The 17,230-nt window shown below is 72.2% G+C and carries 14 protein-coding genes; 5 read left to right on the top strand and 9 right to left on the bottom strand.

The window, feature by feature from the left end; all coding sequences use genetic code 11:
• Window positions 1-48: 48 nt before the first annotated feature.
• Both ACZ6S4_RS25645 and ACZ6S4_RS25650 read left to right on the top strand, forming a co-directional pair.
• The gene (locus ACZ6S4_RS25645) at window positions 49-1,221 is read left to right on the top strand and encodes an FAD-dependent monooxygenase (protein WP_465477342.1); all 1,173 of its coding nucleotides are present in this window, start codon (window positions 49-51) and stop codon (window positions 1,219-1,221) included.
• Window positions 1,222-1,251: 30 nt separating this feature from the next.
• On the top strand, window positions 1,252-1,731 hold the full coding sequence (locus ACZ6S4_RS25650) for a TspO/MBR family protein (RefSeq protein ID WP_465477343.1): 480 nt from the start codon (window positions 1,252-1,254) through the stop codon (window positions 1,729-1,731).
• Between the two features lie 58 nt (window positions 1,732-1,789).
• Here the strand turns inward: ACZ6S4_RS25650 and ACZ6S4_RS25655 are convergent, their stop codons facing one another.
• Both ACZ6S4_RS25655 and ACZ6S4_RS25660 read right to left on the bottom strand, forming a co-directional pair.
• The gene (locus tag ACZ6S4_RS25655) at window positions 1,790-2,371 is read right to left on the bottom strand and encodes a hypothetical protein (protein WP_465477344.1); all 582 of its coding nucleotides are present in this window, start codon (window positions 2,369-2,371) and stop codon (window positions 1,790-1,792) included.
• An 84-nt stretch (window positions 2,372-2,455) separates the two neighbouring features.
• Window positions 2,456-5,620 carry an AfsR/SARP family transcriptional regulator gene (locus tag ACZ6S4_RS25660; protein WP_465477345.1) on the bottom strand — a complete coding sequence of 1,055 codons (3,165 nt, stop codon included), beginning with the start codon at window positions 5,618-5,620 and terminating at the stop codon, window positions 2,456-2,458.
• A gap of 300 nt (window positions 5,621-5,920) precedes the next feature.
• On the opposite strand from ACZ6S4_RS25660, the gene ACZ6S4_RS25665 reads away from it, so the two are divergent.
• Window positions 5,921-7,342: a hypothetical protein gene (locus tag ACZ6S4_RS25665; protein WP_465477346.1), complete on the top strand. Its 1,422-nt coding sequence runs from the start codon at window positions 5,921-5,923 to the stop codon at window positions 7,340-7,342.
• Between the two features lie 14 nt (window positions 7,343-7,356).
• Window positions 7,357-8,751 (top strand): FG-GAP repeat domain-containing protein, encoded by a 1,395-nt coding sequence (locus tag ACZ6S4_RS25670; protein ID WP_465477347.1) that lies wholly within the window; start codon window positions 7,357-7,359, stop codon window positions 8,749-8,751.
• 6 nt (window positions 8,752-8,757) lie between these two features.
• Here the strand turns inward: ACZ6S4_RS25670 and ACZ6S4_RS25675 are convergent, their stop codons facing one another.
• The 6 genes from ACZ6S4_RS25675 to ACZ6S4_RS25700 all read right to left on the bottom strand — a co-directional run bounded on the left by ACZ6S4_RS25675 (window position 8,758) and on the right by ACZ6S4_RS25700 (window position 14,273).
• Window positions 8,758-9,291, bottom strand: a complete 534-nt coding sequence (locus tag ACZ6S4_RS25675; protein ID WP_465477348.1) for an NUDIX domain-containing protein — start codon at window positions 9,289-9,291, stop codon at window positions 8,758-8,760.
• Window positions 9,292-9,303: 12 nt separating this feature from the next.
• Complete coding sequence (locus tag ACZ6S4_RS25680; protein ID WP_465477349.1) at window positions 9,304-10,545, bottom strand: MFS transporter; 1,242 nt, start codon at window positions 10,543-10,545, stop codon at window positions 9,304-9,306.
• Between the two features lies 1 nt (window position 10,546).
• A complete protein-coding gene (locus ACZ6S4_RS25685; RefSeq protein WP_465477350.1) occupies window positions 10,547-11,143 on the bottom strand; it encodes an ArsR family transcriptional regulator in 597 nt (198 codons plus the stop codon).
• A gap of 57 nt (window positions 11,144-11,200) precedes the next feature.
• Window positions 11,201-11,566 carry a VOC family protein gene (locus ACZ6S4_RS25690; protein WP_465477351.1) on the bottom strand — a complete coding sequence of 122 codons (366 nt, stop codon included), beginning with the start codon at window positions 11,564-11,566 and terminating at the stop codon, window positions 11,201-11,203.
• Between the two features lie 79 nt (window positions 11,567-11,645).
• Window positions 11,646-14,012, bottom strand: a complete 2,367-nt coding sequence (locus tag ACZ6S4_RS25695; RefSeq protein WP_465477352.1) for an ATP-binding protein — start codon at window positions 14,010-14,012, stop codon at window positions 11,646-11,648.
• A gap of 9 nt (window positions 14,013-14,021) precedes the next feature.
• Window positions 14,022-14,273 (bottom strand): DUF5999 family protein, encoded by a 252-nt coding sequence (locus ACZ6S4_RS25700; RefSeq protein ID WP_360821393.1) that lies wholly within the window; start codon window positions 14,271-14,273, stop codon window positions 14,022-14,024.
• 163 nt (window positions 14,274-14,436) lie between these two features.
• On the opposite strand from ACZ6S4_RS25700, the gene ACZ6S4_RS25705 reads away from it, so the two are divergent.
• The gene (locus ACZ6S4_RS25705; protein ID WP_360553006.1) at window positions 14,437-15,039 is read left to right on the top strand and encodes a sigma factor-like helix-turn-helix DNA-binding protein; all 603 of its coding nucleotides are present in this window, start codon (window positions 14,437-14,439) and stop codon (window positions 15,037-15,039) included.
• Here ACZ6S4_RS25705 and ACZ6S4_RS25710 read toward each other — a convergent pair.
• Entirely contained in the window at window positions 15,027-17,141 is a 2,115-nt protein-coding gene (locus ACZ6S4_RS25710) for a peptidoglycan recognition protein family protein (RefSeq protein WP_465477353.1), read from the bottom strand. The genes ACZ6S4_RS25705 and ACZ6S4_RS25710 overlap by 13 nt on opposite strands.
• Window positions 17,142-17,230: the final 89 nt, after the last annotated feature.

Genomic DNA, 17,230 nt, shown 5'->3' on the forward strand with positions numbered 1-17,230 from the left:
GGCTGAGCAAGCTGCGCGTACACAGTACGCATCGAACGGGGGAGAAGCATGCGGGTACTCATCTCGGGCGGCGGGATCGCCGGGCCGGCCCTGGCCCACTGGCTCGGCCGGCACGGTATCGGCGCCACCATCGTGGAACGTGCGGCGGCGCCCCGGCCCGGCGGCCAGACCGTCGACATCCGCGGGGCCGCGCGCCGCGTCGTCGAGAGGATGGGACTGCTGGCCGCGATTCGCGCCCGGTGCGTCGATGAACGGGGCGTGGCGCTGGTCGACAGCTCCGGCCGGCGGCTCGCCGAGCTCGGCGCAGGCCTGTTCGGTGGCGAGGGCATCGTCGCCGAGCTCGAGATCTTGCGCGGTGACCTGGCCGCTGTCCTGCGCGAACACGCCGGACCCGGGGTCGAGCACCGGTTCGGTGACCGCCTGGTCGCGCTGGCCCAGGACGAGCGCGGGGTCGATGTGCGGTTCGCTTCCGGCCGCACCGAACGGTTCGACGTGGTGGTGGGGGCGGACGGCGTCCGCTCGGCCGTGCGCCGGCTGGCCTTCGGCCCGGAGCAGGACTTCGTCCGGCACCTCGGTGCGTACACGAGCTATTTCACCGTGCCCGATCCCGGCGATCTGGACCACTGGTTCCTCATGCACAACGCCCCGGGCGGACGGGTCGCCGGGCTGCGGCCGGCCCGCCCCGGCACCGCGATGGCTTCGCTGACCTTCACGTCGCCGCCCCGGCCCGTCTCCCGGGATGTGCTCGCCGAACGCATGGCCGGCGTCGGCTGGCGGGTGCCCGCGCTGCTCGCCGCGTTGCGGGACGCCGACGACTGCTACCTGGACGCGATCAGCCAGGTGCGGGTCGAACGGTGGGCGCGCGGGCGGGTCGTGCTGCTCGGTGACGCCGGGTACTGCGGGTCGCCGCTGGCCGGGCAGGGCACGAGCCTCGCACTGGTCGGCGCGTACGTCCTCGCCGGCGAACTCGCCGGGAATCCCGGTGACCCGGCCGCGGCGTTCGCGGCGTACCAGCGGGAGCTGAGTGACTACGTGGCGGCGGGCATCCGGTTGCCGCCGGGCGGCGTGCGGGCGTTCGCCCCGAACTCGGCCGCGATGATCGCGTTGCGGGCCGGGTCGATGCGGATGATGACCCGGCCGCCGCTGCGGGCGCTCATGACCCGGCAGTTCGGCAAGGCCGAGCGGATCAGACTCAAGGACTACGCGGTGGCGCGGAGTTAGCCGAGCGGCGGCCACGGGTATGCCCCGGCCATGACCACTGCGCCCGCTGTGCATCGGCCTTCCTGGTGGGGTCTGCTCCCGTTCGCCGCCGCGGTGGCGGCCGCCGCGCTGATCGGCGGCCTCGGTGTTGCCGGCACGGCCGCCGAATACCAGAACCTCGACCAGCCGTCGTGGGCGCCGCCGTCCTGGCTGTTCGGCCCGGTGTGGACGATCCTGTACGCGATGATCGCCGTCGCCGGCTGGCTGGTCCGGCGCCGTACCGGCTGGAACCGCGCCCTCACCGTCTACGCCGTGCAGCTCCTGCTCAACGCACTGTGGACACCGATCTTCTTCGGCTTCGGCCGGTACGGCCTGGCCCTGGTCGACATCGTGGCGATGTGGCTGCTGATCGGCGCGACGATCTTCCTGTTCCGGCCGATCTCCCGGGTCGCGGCGTGGCTGCTGGTGCCGTACTGGGCCTGGGTCACCTTCGCGACCGCCCTGAACGCCGCCATCTGGTCGGCCAACTGACCTCACGTCGGACATGCTCGCGGCCTGCTACTGAGAGGCGGCTGAGAAGCCGGGCAGCTCAGCCCAGCGCCGTGCAGGCCTGGGCGATGGCCGGCCGCAGGTCCGCGTCGCCGCAGTCGATGCTCGCGCCGCGGCCCACCAGTGTCCAGGTCCCGTCCACCAGGCGGAGGAAGAGCTGGTCACCCTCGAACCGCTGGGGCGTACGGGCCGGGACGGTGAACACCCGGGCGTACCCGTTGCGGCAGACCGGGACCTGCACGGCCTGCACCTTCAGCCCGGCGGCCGGGTCGTCCACCAGCCGCTTGGCCGTCGGCAGGATGGCCGCCGGCGCGCACGCCGGATCGGTCGGCGGGGGCCCCGGATCGAGCGGGCGGGCACCGGTCGCGGCCTTCTTCACCGGCGCCTTCTTCGCCGGGGTTGTCGTCACGGGCACGGCCGCCGCCGAGGTCGCCGGCGCCGCGGCTGATGCTGCCGGCGCCTTCGCTGAAGCTGCCGGCGCCTTCGCTGATACTGCCGGCGCCGGAGTGGTGGACGTCGGCGCCGGGGCGCCGCCCGGTGTGGCGGTGTCGCTCGAACAAGCAGCCACGGCGGCGGTGAGGCAGAGCGTCGTCGTGACCAGGGACAGCTTCGCAAGTCTCATCGAGGTCTCCGTTCGGGTGCGGTGCGGCGCGGTCACGCTACGAACCACCACCTACAGGAACCTGGAACGTTTCTTGCAGGCCCGTCACGGACACGAGGGCAGGGTGCGCTCGGCATCGTCCCCGGTGAGCCAGACGTGGTCGCAATAGCAACCCCACCTGCGGATCCACCAGTTCAACTCGCCGGCCTCGCGCAGGCCGAGCCGGCTGAAGGTGGTGTACGCCGACTGCCAGGCCTGGTGGGCCGACCCGCAGTCGCCGCTCAGCACGTGCGCCGCGCCGACGTCGCGCAGGGTACGGGCCCGGCCGAGCTCGTGCCCCAGCTCCGTCCACACCGCGAAGGCCAGGAAGAGGTCGCGTAGCGCGTCGTCCGGCCGGCCCGCCGCCAGGTGCATCTCGCCGAGCGTGCGGCGCAGCAGCGCGGCACCGAAGCGGTCCTGCGCGTCGACGCAGAGCTGCAGGCTGCGGGCGAGCGGCTCGGCGGCCTGCTCGGGCCGGCCCTGGCGGATCCACAGCTTGGCCAGGCTCTGCGTCGTGTAACAGGCCAGCAGCCGGTCGCCCCGGCGCAGCACCATGTCGTGCGCCTGGACGAACCACACCTCGGCGGCGTCGAGGTCACCGCGGGCCCGGTGGACCAGCCCGATGCCGCGGACGGCGATCGCCTCGCCGCGCCAGTGCCCGGCCGAGCGGTACAGGTTGCGCGCCCGTTCCAGGTATCGCATCGCCTGGTCGTCGTTGCCGAGCTCGCGGTGGGCGTGCCCGAGACCGTAGGCGGCGTGGGCCGCGCCGGCGCGATCACCGACGCGTTCCAGGACCGGCAGGGCGCGCTCCAGCATCGGCACCGCCTCCCGGTGCCGGCCCACCTCCCGCAGCACAGTGCCCAGACCACTGACAGCAGCGGCCCGGCCGTGCTCGTGGCCGACGTCGCCGAAGAGCTCGATGGCCGCGGTGAAGTGGTGCTCCGCGTCGGTGAACCGGTCCTCCTTGTACCTCAGCAGGCCCACCCCGCAGGCCATCACCGCCTCGGCGACGCGGTTGCCGCTCGCCCGCGCGGCGGTGTGCGCGGCGGCGTGGGCGCGGTTCCACCGGCTGAAGTCGTTGTTGAGCGCGAACGAGGAGTAGACCAGCGCGTCGGCGAGCACGCAGGCCTCCTCGACGAGGCCCGCCCCGGCGGCCCGTACCACGGTGGCGACCAGCGCGTCGGCTTCGGTGGCCAGCCAGTCGGGGCCGCTGCAGTCGGTCTGCAGGACCGTCGGGTGCACGCCGGCAACCGGGCTGATGCCCTGGTAGGACCGGGCCACCGCGTACGGCAGCGACTCGCCCAGCCGGTCGACGATCTCGGTGGCGGCGGCGACCGTCCGTCGCACGGAGCCGGTGAGATCGGCTTCGCTGTCCTCCTCGAGGGCGCGTTCGCGGGCGTACAGGCGCACCAGCTCGTGCATCCGGTAGCGCACGACCGAGTCGACCGGGCTGTCGTCGATCTCCACGAGCCGGGCGTCGAACAACTGCTCCAGCAGATCACCGGCATCGCCGACCGATTCGCCGAACAGGGCCGCGGCCATCCACTCGGCGAACGTGGCACAGCCGAGGAAACCGAGCAGCCGGAAGGCTTTCCGTACGGCCGGCGGCAGGCCCTCGTAGCTCACCCCGACGCTGATCCGCACGGCCAGGCCGTCGACCGCCATCTCGTCGAGCCGGCGCCGCTCGTCGCGCATGCGGTCGAGCAGCCGGGTGATCCGCCAGTGTGGACGGGCGGCCAGCCGTGCCGCCACGATTCGCAGAGCCAGCGGCAGGCCGGCGCACATGGTGGCCAGGGCGACGGCGGCCTCCGGCTCGCGGGCGACCCGCTCCCGTCCGATGATGCGGCGCAGCAACGTCAGCGACTCGTCCCGGGAGAACAGGCGCAGCTCGACGTGCTCGGCGCGGGGGATGGTGGTGAGCCGCGCCCGGCTGGACACGATGAGTGCCGTTCCGGGCGCGCCGGGCACCAGCGGCCTGATCTCGCCGGCCCCGGCGGCGTTGTCGATGATGATCAGCAGACGTCGGCCGCGGATGGTCGCCCTGTACCGGGCGACCTTGTCCTCGATCGTGCCGAGGCGGTGGGCGTCCTGCACGCCGAGGGCCCGCAGGACGCGGTCGACCAGGTCACCGGTCTGGCCCTCGCGGCCCTCGGAGCCGACCAGGATCTGACCGTCCGGATAGTGCGGGCCCAGCAGGTTCGCCAGGTGGACGGTGAAGGACGTCTTGCCGATGCCGCCGGGGCCGGTGACCACGACGACCTGACGGTTGTCCTCGCCGGGCCGGCTGCCCAGGGTGGTGAGCACCTGCGCGATCTCCGGCTCGCAGCCGGTGAAGTCGTCGAGGCCGACCGGGAGCTGCCGGCCGGGGACCCCCTCGTCGGAGCCGGCGGACGGCGGGTCGGCGATGGGCTCCGCCGGCCTCGCGGCCTCGATCGGCTCGGGTGACACAGTCAGCGGCGTGACCGCACCGGCGGCGGGCGGCACCGGCCGCTCCGAGGTGCCTCGCAGAATCCGCTGGTGCAGCTCCTGCAGCTCGGCGGAGGGGTCGATGCCCAGCTCGTCGGCCAGATGCTGACGGGTACGGCCGTACCGCTCCAGGGCTCCGGTCCGGCGGCCGTCGAGTGACAACGCCCGCATCAGGTGCAGGATCAGCGGTTCGGCCAAGGGGTGACTGTCGACGACGGGGGACAGCCGGTCGACCACTGTGGCGTACCGGCCGGCGGTGATCTCGGCGTCGGCCCAGTCGGCCAGCAGTCCGTGGATCTGCTGACGGGTGCCTTCCCGGATCCGGGCCACCCACTCACCGCTCAGCCCGGCCAGCGGCTCACCGCGCCACAGGTCGACGGCCCGCCGTAGCAGCGCCAGCCGGGCCGGATCGCCCTCCGGGTGCTCGCGGGCCTGCGTGGTGAGGCGGCGCACCAGGTGCAGGTCGATCAGCGCCGGGTCGACGTCGAACAGGTAACCGCCGGGCTTGCGCAGCAGCGACGGCGCGTCGGCGGACGCCGTGAGCAGGACCCGGCGCAGCCGGGCCATGTACGTGTAGAGGACGTTGCGTGCCTCCGCCGGCGGGGCCTCGTCCCACACCCTGTCGATGAGCGTGTCCGTCGGCACCGAAGTGCCCGCGTCGATCAGCAGCGCGGCCAGGACGGTCCGCTGCTTGAGCGGGCCGAGCGCGACCGGTTGGCGGGACACCCACATCTGGACCTCGCCCAGCAGCCGGAACTCGATCATGCCGGCGCGGGATCAGGGGCGGTCAAGGATCGGTCAAGGTTCGTTCCCGCTCGGTGCGCGATGGTCCTGCCAGCCGAGAAGTCCGGCCGGAAGCCGCGAAAGGAGACGCCCGAAGAGACGAGCCCCGAAGAGACGAGCACTGCACACCCCGTATGTGAGTGAGGCCGCCGACTGGCTCCTCACCCGGTTGCTTGCTGCCTCAGGCCACCTTAAGCGCGCCTCCGCACCGTCGCCAGTAGCGACCGGTGTCAATTCACTTCCACATTCGACTGTCGATCAATCGAAAGCAGGGATGCAGCCATGCCCCTTCGCCCATCGCACAGCTCCCTTCTCGCCACCGTTACCAGCGTGCTCGCCATGGCCGCGGCCGGCATCGGCTTCGGCGTGAGTTCAGCCGTCGTCGCAGCCCCCGAGGCCGCGCACGCGTCCGTCATCAATGGATCCATCGGCCGCTCCGAGGTGCTGGCCCGGGCCCAGTTCTGGGTGGACGCCGGAATCACCTACACCCAGACCGGCACCTGGTTCCGGGACGCCTGGGCGGACAAGACCTACCGGCGCGACTGCTCGGGCCTGGTGTCGATGGCCTGGCACCTGAGCCAGAGCTACGTCACCGGCGACTTCCAGGGTTCCTCGCCGTACTGGACCAGGCTGGCCGGCCGGGATCAACTGGCGCCGGGCGATGCGATCGTGCGCAACGGGCACATGGAACTGTTCTCCCACTGGAAGAACTCCGGCGACCACAACCAGGGCGCGTACGTGTACTCGTTCAACAGCGACGGCGAGACCGTGCAGAATCCGTGGGGACCCAACAACGTCGGCAGCCTCGGCTTCAACAAGGCGGACGACCTGATGTCGTACACGCCGATCCGGCGTACCAACCTGGCCGCCGCCCGCCGCGACTCGCTCTCCGCCGACGGCCACGCGGAACTGGTCCGTAAGGACGCCGCGGGCGACCTTTACGCGTATTACAACAACGGTGTCGACAGCGCCGGAGCCGTCGCCTGGGGCGGTGCGGTCAAGATCGGCAACGGCTGGACCGGTTCGGACAACGCTCTCTATCTCGCCGACCTGGACGGCAACGGCCAGACCGACGCCATCCGCAAGGACTCGGCCGGGGCGCTCCAGGCCTATTACAACCACGGCGTCACCAGTTCCCTCGGGGTCCGCTGGACCGGGCCGAAGCAGATCGGCGTCGGCTGGACGATGGCCGACGACTCGGTGTACTTCGCCGACATCTCGGGTGACGGCTACGCCGAGGTGATCCGCAAGGATGCCGACGGCGCCCTCTTCGCCTACTACAACAACGGCGTGCACGGCAACGGAGCGGTGATCTGGGGCAGTCCCGTGCGCATCGGCGGCGGCTGGACCGGAGCCGACAACGCCGTCCAGTTCGCCGACATCTCGGGCGACGGGTACGCCGAGGTGATCCGCAAGGACAACGGCAAATTGTTCGTCCACTACAACAACGGCATCAACGGCGACCTGACCGTCCGGTGGGGCGATCCGATCGAGGTCGAGTCGGGCCTGACCGTGGCGGACACCTCCGTCTACTTCGCCGACCTGAACGGCGACGGTCGCGCCGACCGCATCACCAAACAGGACGGTGAGCTGGTGGCCCGCTACAACAACGGCATCACGTCGGACCTGAAGGTCACCTGGGGCAGCCCGACCGTCGTGGGCTCCGGCTGGACCATGGCCGACACCGCCATCTACGTCGCGTGAGCGGGGAGCCTTCCATGAGAACCCTCACCCGACGCCTGTCCGGGCTGGCCGCGACCCTGCTCATCGCCACCGGCGTCGTCGCGGTCACCGCGGCACCGGCCCACGCCTGGGTCACCGTGGCGTGCGACCCCGCCGGCGTCACCGGCCGCGACAACGATCTGGCCCGGCAACTCAACCCGCAGCTCACCGGGCAGCTCCGCAACAAGCTGACGGGATACAAGATCTCCTGCGCCCGCAAGGTCGTCGAGGCCGTACGGGCCCGCAACCTGCCCGTGCACGCCGCCACGATTGCGGTCACCACGACGATCCCCGAGTCGACCATCGAGAACATCTCGCACGAGTACGACCACGACAGTCTCGGCCTGTTCCAGCAGCGGGCGTCGTGGGGCACCCGCGCCCAGCGGCTGGACCCGACCTGGGCGACCAACGCGTTCCTCAACAAGATGCTGTCGCTGTACCCCAACGGCAGTTGGCAGAACGCGGTCGTCGGCGACGTCTGCCAGCGTGTGCAGGTGTCGGCGTACCCGGCCCGGTACCAGCCGGAAGCGGCCGACGGCGCGCGCATCGCCGCCGCACTGTGGCAGACCCGCGGCGACTCACTGTCGGGCGACCGGCACGCGGAGGTGATCAGCAAGGAGAGCGGTCTGCTGCGGGCGCGCTACAACAACGGCATCAACGGTGACCTGACCGTCCGCTGGGGCAGCCCGGTCGACATCGGCTCGGGGTGGACCGGAGCTGACGGCGGTGTGTATTTCGCTGACATCTCCGGAGACGGTTTCGCCGAGGTGATCCGCAAGTCTGACGGCAAGTTGTTCGCGTACTACAACAACGGCATCAATGGTGACCTGACGGTGCGGTGGGGTAATCCGGTGGAGATCGGTTCGGGGTGGACCGGTGCTGACAGTGCGGTCTACTTCGCGGACATCTCGGGTGACGGTTTCGCCGAGGTGATCCGGAAGGACAGCGGCAAGTTGTTCGCGTACTACAACAACGGCATCAACGGTGACCTGACGGTGCGGTGGGGTAATCCGGTGGAGATCGGTTCGGGGTGGACCGGTGCCGATGGCGCGGTGTATTTCGCTGACATCTCCGGAGACGGTTACGCCGAGGTTGTCCGCAAGGACAGCGGCAAGTTGTTCGCGTACTACAACAACGGCATCAACGGTGACCTGACCGTGCGCTGGGGCAACCCGGTGGAGATCGGTGCCGGCTGGACCGGTGCCGACGGCGCGGTCTACTTCGCGGACATCTCGGGTGACGGCTTTGCCGAGGTGATCCGCAAGGACGACGGCAAGTTGTTCGCGTACTACAACAACGGCATCAACGGTGACCTGACCGTCCGCTGGGGCAACCCGGTGGAGATCGGTTCCGGCTGGACCGGTGCCGACGGCGCTGTGTACTTCGCCTGAGCGAAGTCAGATCTGGTCCCGGGCGGCGAGGTAGCGGCCGAGATGCGGCTCGAAGCGAGCCGGGTCAGCCGCCGCCAGCTCCGCCCGGGACCACCACCGCACCCCGGCGAACTCCCGCTCGTCCACCCGCAGCGGCTCGTCCCGGCCCACCACGGCCGGGAACCACAAACTCACGTCCGTGTGCCCCGCGTCCACGCCGACCGTCTCGGTCACGGTCAGGAAGACCGGCTCGGCCGCCACGCCGGTGCAGCCGAGCTCCTCCTCCAGTTCGCGGGCGGCTGTCAGCGCCGGATGCTCACCCGGTTCCACGTGGCCGCCCGGCGGCAGCCAGAGCTTCGCGTTGCGGTGGTCCACCAGCAGCACGTCGCCGGTGGCCGGGTCGGCCGGCACCACGTACGACACCAGGTGCTTCGGCGGCGTCGCGGGCTTGACCCGGCGGTACACGTCGTCCGTGCCGGCCAGCCAGGCCAGCGCGTCGGCCCGGTGCGCGGCGGCGAGATCGTCGTGCGGGGTCAGGGCGGCGATGAGGTCGGCGAGCATCACCGGATGATCTCAGGCCGCGAGCGACATGTCCGGCCGTACCGTTCTGGTGTCGCGGGGGAGCGCCAGCAGGACCATGACGCCCGCGACCGCATAGCCCGCGCCTTGTGTCGCGATGACCGGCAGAATGCCGATCCGCTCGCCCAGCGCGCCGGCCGCGATCGTGCCCAGCAGCATCGCGGCCCCGGTCACCGCGACCCGCGCGCCGTGGACCCGGCCGCGGTGGCGGTCGTCGGTCGCCTGCTGGAACACGGTCGTGCCGCCCGCGGCCAGGAAAGCGACCGGCACCCCGACCAGCACCATGAGCACAACCGCCGGCCACAGCGCCCGGCTGAGAAGTGGATAGAGGAAGAGCACCAGGTCCAGCCCGCCGAAGATCGTCGCGCCCCAGCCGAACATCGCCCGCGGCGGGAACCGGTGGCCGATCATCGTCACCACCAGGCCGCCGGTGATGCCGCCGACCGCCTGCGCCGCCATGACCAGACCGTAGCCGCGGGCGTCGCCGCCCAGTACGTCACGGATGAACGGCGCCATCAAGGTGCCCATGATGCCCTCGCCGATGCCGGTCATCAGCATGAAGGCGAGGAAGATCCGCAGCGTCCGGCCGGTGACGGCGATCCGCAGTCCGGTGGCCCACTCGCGGAACACGTGCGGGCGCTGCGCGGGTCCGGACACCGACCGCCCCCGGATGCCGGCGATCAGGGCCGCCGCCAGCAGGAAGGTGGCGACGTCCGCGACGGCCAGCAGAGCGATCCCGCCGAGGCCCGCGATGACCCCGCCGAGCGCCGCGCCGGCCAGCCGGGCCACATCGCGGACCTGGCTGTTGAGCGCGTTGACTGTGACGAGCTGGTCGGCGGGCACCACGGACGGCACCAGCGCCGCCTCGGCCGAGCCGAAGAAGGGCGCCAGGCAGCTCTGCACCGCGATGACCGCGTAGACGATCCAGGCCCGGCCGGCATCCTGCACCGCCAGCAGCGGGAGCAGGGCCGCCGCCATCAGCAGATTGGTCACGGCCATGGTCCGCCGCCGGTCCCACCGGTCGGCGTAGACCCCGGCCACCGAGCCGAGGACCAGCTGGGGGAGCAGGGAGGCCAGCACGGCGGCGGCCGAGGCGAGCGTGGAGCCGGTCAGGACATAGATCTGGTACGCGACCCCGGTGCGCAGGATCCAGTCCCCGGTCAGCGAGACCAGGTTGGCGGCCAGCAGCAGCCGCAGATCGCGATTGCCGCCCAGTACGGTCCGCAGCCGCCCCATGTCAGCCGCCCGAGGGCGTCGGCCGCAGCGGGGCCTTGACCAGGGTGAGGTTGACCGGCACCACGCCCGGGCCCCGGCTCTCGGCGTCACCGAGCGGTCGCCGCCGGGCGTACTCGGCGGTGAGGTCGCGCCAGGCCTGGCCCAGCTCGGCCAGCTCGTCGACGGTCAGGTAGAGCAGGCTCTGTGAGACGCCGCTGTGCTCGGACCAGCCGGGGTCCTCGTCGGCGCGGCGCTCCTGCCACTCCGCGAGCTGGGTGACGGCCTGCTCGGCCAGGTAGCGGTCGAGGAACTCGACGGCCTCCCAGCCCTCGGCGGAGTCGTCGCCCTTGAACCGGTGCGAGGTGGCGGTGAGCTGCCAGGGGCGTTCGCGCTGGTTCTCCGCGCTGCCGCGTTCGACGTAGCCGTACTTGGCCAGCTGGCGCAGGTGGTGGGAGGCCAGGGCCTGGCTGATGCCCAGCTGGCGGGCGGCGTCGGCGGCGGTGAGCCGGCCCTCCCGGCCGACCAGGTTCCAGATCTTGAGTCGCAGCGGGTGGGCGAGGGCGCGCAGGGCCAGCGGGTCGGTGACGACCCGCCGCGCCGGGTTGGACTCCAAGGACATGCTTGGAGTCTGCGCGGCGCGGCGGAAAACGTCAAGCGGTTGCTTGGAGTCCGCCGATCACGAACGCAGGCAGAGGTCGAACGGGTGGCCGCCCGGGTCGAGCAGCACGCGCCAGCGGTCCGGGGTCGGCTGCTCGGCCGGCTTGGTGGCGCCCAGGGCCAGCGCCTGCTCCTCCGCCTTGTCCAGGTCGTCGACGTAGAAGTCCAGGTGGAAGCGCTTCGGGGCGGTCTCCTGGGGCCAGCCGGGCGCCGAGTAGCCGGGCAGCCGGCCGAAGCCGATGCTGGTGGAGCCGTCGCCGATCATGGCGTACTCGGCCTCGCTGTGCAGGACGTCCCAGCCCAGCACCTGCGAGTAGAACGTCGCCAGGCCGGGAGGATCCGCGGCGTCGAGATTGATCATGGCGAGGGAGGCGAAACCGGGCATGGCAGGAGCCTTTCGGGTACGGGCGGCGCTGATCGTCGCCCACGCACTGAATCCTGCCTCCGGTACCTGACACCTTCTGTCAGGTACCGCGTTGCGCCGCCAGCCAGCCCGCCACCTGCGCCCGGGACGTGAAGCCCAGCTTGCTCAGGATGTTCTCCACGTGGCCCTCCGCCGTACGCTGGGCCACCACCAGCCGGGCCGCGATCTCCCGGTTGCTCAGCCCCTGCGCGATCAGCGTGATGACCTCGCGCTCGCGCCGGGTCAGGCCCAGCTCGGCCAGCCGGGCGTCCGCGGTGGGAGCCGGCTCGGCCGCGGCCGTACGCGGCGCCGGGATCCCGGGAGAAGGCGAGCGTTCCAGCGCCATGGTCAGCGCCTCGGCGGTGCTGAGCTCGCTCCCGCGCCGGAACGCCGCGTCGAACGCCCGGTCGCCGAGCCGCGCCCGGAGCGTGGCGACCGCCTCGTCGTGGTGGTCCTGCAGGCCGTGGAACGACGCCAGCGAGGCGTGCATCGCCTGCCACACCCGCTCGGCCGCGCCCAGCAGTTCGGCCGCGCGCTGGTCGCGCCGCTCGGTGGCGCACACCCAGCCCAGGCTCTCCAGCGACAGGCCCACGCTGAACTGCTCGTCCTCGACCAGCTTGCCGACCTCGAGGCTCTCCTTGGCCGCCTCGGCCGCGCCCGCCAGGTCACCCGCCAGCCAGCGCAGCACACTGAGCGCCCACATCGCGAACGAGCGCCACCACACCTCACCGTTGGCCGCCGCCAGGTCCCGGCACGCCAGCAGGTCCGGGTAGCCGTCGGTCGGGTCGTCGTCGGCCAGGCCGCGGGCCAGCCCCAGCACCGCCAGCGTCCACATCTCGCCGCTGAGCGAGCCCAGCTCCCGGAACCGGATCAGGGCCTGCTCGAACAGCGGCAGCGCCTTGGCGTGGTCGCCGCCGAACATGGCGATGTTGCCCTCGATCAGCGGGATGAACGCCAGCTCCGGCGACGGCGGCAGAGTCATCGCCAGCGACCGGGCGTCGGTCAGCAGGGTCTCCGCGCGTGACGCGTCGCTCTGCACGCAGGCGATCCATCCCGCCACCCGCAGGGCCTTGACCCGGGTCCAGTGCCGCGGCGCGGGCATGGCCAGCGCCCGGTCCAGCCAGTGCCGGCCCTCGGAGAGGAAACCGCGGACGAACCAGTGGTTCTGCAGGTCGGCGGCGAAGCGCAGAGCGGTCTCCGGGGCGGCCGAGGTGACCGCGTACTCCAGGGCGACGCGCAGGTTGGCCTGCTCGTGACGCAACCGCAGCATCAGCGCGGCCTGGTCGGGGCTCACCCAGTGGGTGTCGCCGTACGCGGCCAGGCGGGCGAACCAGTCGCAGTGCCGCCGCGCGACCTCCGCCTGCTCACCGGCGGCGGCCAGCCGGGCGACGCCGTACTCGCGGATCACCTCGAGCATCTTGTAGCGGGCCCGCGGACCGTCCCCGGTGCGGACGATGATCGACTTCTCCACCAGCGACGCGACCACGTCCAGGATGGCGTCGGCCGGCAGCTTGGAGTCCGCGCCGACGTACTCGGCGGCGTCGAGCTCCAAGCCGCCGGAGAAGACCGACAGGCGGGACCAGAGCAGCTGCTCCGGCTCGGAGCAGAGATCCCAGCTCCAGTCGATCAGGGCGCGCAGCGTCTGCTGGCGGGCCGGCGCGTTGCGGGCACCAGCGGTGAGCAGCCGGTACCGGTCGGTCAGGCGGTCCAGGATCTCGTCCAGCGTCAGCACCCGCAGCCGGGCCACGGCCAGCTCGATCGCCAGCGGCATGCCCTCCAGGGCCTGGCACAGCGCGCTGATGGTGGCGCAGTTCGTGTCCGTGACGGCGAAGCCGGGCAGCACCGCGGTCGCCCGTTCCACCAGCAGGCTGGCCGACTCGTAGCGGGACAGGTCGGCCGGGGTGCAGTCCTCGTCCGCGTCGGGCACCGAGAGCGGATGCACGGTCAGCGTGGCCTCGCCGGCGATCCGCAACGCCTGCCGGCTGGTCACCAGGATGCGCAGCCCCGGGCAGCTGCGCAGCAGGGTCTCGGCGAGATCCGCGCAGGCGCCGACCAGGTGCTCACAGTTGTCCAGGATCAGCAGCGCCTGCTGGTCGGCCAGGAACGTGACCAGTCCGGGCGCGCCGGAACTGACCGACTCCTCGCGTACCCCGAGGGCCTCGGCCACCGTCACCGCGACCAGGTCCGGATCGCGCAGCTCGGCCAGCTCGACCAGCCACACGCCGTCGGCGAAGGCCCGCCGCATGTCCAGCCCGATGCGCTGGGCCAGCCGCGTCTTGCCGACGCCGCCCGCCCCCGTCAGGGTCACCAGCCGGCTGGTGGCCAGCATCCGCCGGACCCCGGTCAGCTCGTGCCGCCGGCCGACGAAACTGGTCACCTCGGCGGGCAGGTTGCCGGGGGAACCACGCGCGGTCGTGGCGGTGCTCATAGGAGCACGTTAGTGGGTGTGACCTCCGGTTGCCGTCGCGTGGATGCCCACGGACACCTCGGGTCGCGCCGCGAGCGCGAGTCCGGCGCACACCCGCGGCGCGGTGACGCGGCCGTCGGGGAGCAGCTCGCCGTTGTCGTCGAAGGTCACCACGCCGTTGCAGAGCAGGCTCCACCCCTGCTCAGGATGGGTGGCGACCACCCGCGCGGCCTCGTGGTCGGTCTGGGTCGCCCCGGGACAGGGCGGCACGTGCACGCACAACATGTCGGTCCTCCAGCGACCAACAGTTCACCTCGGCCCCGCGCGCGGACACGGGGGAACTACCCGATCCGTACCCGAATACCTGATCGTGGGTACTTCTCCCGTGTCCGTGGGCGGTCCGACGGCCCAGCATGGAGGCTCACCGCATCAGAGAGGGGCACCCATGGGCCGCCACGCGGCCGACCGGCCTCGTAATCCTCCGCTGCACGCGGACCTGTTCGTCCCGACGCCGGGCAGCGCCGCCGCCCGCACCGCGCAGCAGCGCGCCGGCTCGGCGTTCGACACCCTGGTGGAACCGCACCGGGAGGCGCTGGAGACGTACGTGCTGCGGCTGACCGGCGGCGACGAGGCGGCCGCCGAGAGCCTGCTCAAGGAGACGCTCTACCGCGCCGCCCAGGACCCGTCGCGCTACCCGCAACGGGCCTCGGCCGTACGCCCGTGGCTGGTGCTGACCGCCCGGACGATCCTGCGCGACAGTGCCCGGATGGCCGGCCACGACGACCGGCAACCGCTCGACACCCCGCCGTCCCCGCGCGCCGGCACGACCATCGTCCGGGCCATGGACGACCTCGCCGCGGCCCACCGGGACGTGCTGATCGAGCTCTTCTACCAGGGTGTCTCGCTGGAGGACGCGGCGGCGGCCCGGGGCGTACCGGTCGAGACGCTCAAGTCCCGGCTCTACTTCGCCATGCGGTCCCTGCGGGTCGTGCTCGACCAGCAGCTCGCCGACCGGCCCGACCCGCAGGGTGGCGGTCACCGCAGATAGACCAGCCCGTCGGCGATCACGCCGGGGCGGCCCGCGGTGCCCTCGACGACGATCCGGACCGTGTGCTGCACGCTGTCGGGCCAGGCCCGCGTCCACACCGCGCGCCGGTGCAGCGTCTCGGGCGAGCGCAGGTCGATGATCCCGGCCGGCGCGTCGTCGACGAAGACCTGGACCCGGCCGGACACCGCCGTGCGGGACACCGCCAGCGCCGCCGACCGGCCGGTGAAGGTCCAGCTCAGCGAGGACTCCGCGGCCGTACTGCGCAGCGCCTGACCACCCAGGTACGCCGTCCCGGTCACCGTGCTCCAGGTCCCGGTCCGCTCGCCGGCCGTCTCCGCGGTGACGGACGCGGTGCGTTGCACGGCCACCGAACTCCCGTTCCCGGCCCGGTCGGTGGCGCGCAGCCCGTACGAGGTCTCGGCCTCGGGCTTGACGCTGCCGGCCCAGGTCGTCGTGGTGGTGGCCAGCTTGACCGGCGCCGGGGCGGTCAGGGCCAGGCTGCCCAGCCCGCCCGCGTCCGTGACTGCCCAGCGCACCCGGACCGGCACGATCCCGTTGACCGACCCGGTCCGCAGCGAGACGCTCGGTCCGCTGGTGAACTCGGGCAGGGTCCGGTCCACCAGCACGGCCACGCTGGTGATCGATGTCCTGCCGTTCAGGCCGACCGCGCGGATGCGCAGGGTGTGCGGGCCCGAGCTCAGGGTGAGCAGTCGCTGCCGGTCGCCCCGCGGCGCCGATGCGGTGACCACGTCGTCGACGAGCACGTCGAACCGGTACAGCATGCTCGTCGCGGTGCTGACCTGCCAGAACGGCCGGATCGTGCCGCGCGTGTAGTAGGTGGTGCCGACCTTGGTGGCGCCGTTGACCTTGGTCACCGCGAGGCCGCTGGGCGCGGCGCCGGCGATGCTGCGGATGGAGCCGAGCTGCGCGTACAGGGTGTTGCCGGGGCATTCGGTCTTGCCGGTGTCGCGGTGCCCGGAGACCCGGTTCAGCATCGCGGTGCTGCCCTTGGCGTAGCGGTCGCTGCCACTGGAGGTCATCGCGACCCGGCCGGTCGGCGTGTTGCCGTACGCCCCGATCTTGTACGCCGCGACCTGCGCGATCACCCGCTTGACCCGGGCCGGGACGCCGGTGCCGGAGTAGTTGCCGAGCACCGCGATGGCGCTGCTGCGGGCGTTGAAACCGAGGGTGTGCGCGCCCAGCACGGGCCGGGAGACGCCGCCCGCGCGGCCCTCGAACAGGGTTCCGCACTTGTCGACCAGGAAGTTGTAGCCGATGTCGTCCCAGTGGTTGCTCTTCACGTGGTACGCCTGGATGCCCCGGATGATCGCCGCGGACTGGGAGCAGCTGTAGTTGTTGGTCCCGGCCGTGTGGTGCACGAAGACCACCTGCACGTCGGTGGAGTATTCGGGAGCCCCCTGCACGATCTTCTCGTTGGCGCCCCACCGGGCCCGGCTGAACACCGTCGGCGCCGGTCGCGGCGGCACGGCGACGTCGGCGCGGGCCCGTCCGGCCGGCGCCGGCAGCGCGTCGGCAGCCGGGGTGGCCGGCGGTGCCGACGTCCCCGGGTCACCGGGGTGGACCAGGTCCATCCGCAGTCCGGCGGGCAGCGGGCGGGTCCGGCCGGCGTCGGCGATCCGCGCCTGCACCCCGTCCGACTCGCCGACCCAGAGCGGGTCGGTGCTGCCCCGGGCCGCTTCCGCGTCGCCCGAGCCCGGCTCGGCCGGCGAGGCACCGTCGGACTCCAGCCGCTGCCATCCGGTCCAGGCGCCGTCGGCGGCCCGCCGGGTGCGGATCTCCACGACGCCGTCGAGCTTGCGGTGCGGGTCGCTCCAGGTGACCCCCACCATGCTGAACCGCCCGGTGGTACGCGGCGCGACAGCCCGGGCGCCGGCGGCGGACGCACTGCGCCCGGTCACCGAAGATCCGGCCACCGGGGTCAGGTCGATCGTCTGCAGAGTGGGTTCGGTGGCGGGCGCCGTCAACACCTCCGGGCGGGCCGCCGCACCACCTCCGGCGGCCAGTACGGGCACCGCGCCGCTCATCATCATCGCCGTGCCGACAACAGTGGCTATGACTCGTCTCTGGGTCTTGTTCTCCACGCGTTTCCCCCCGCGAAAGGCTTCGGACCAGGCCAGATCAGGATGAAACGTATGCGGCTCTCATGTGTGGGGTTGCCGATTCCCGTGAC

Source organism: Actinoplanes sp. NPDC051405 (assembly GCF_055586185.1).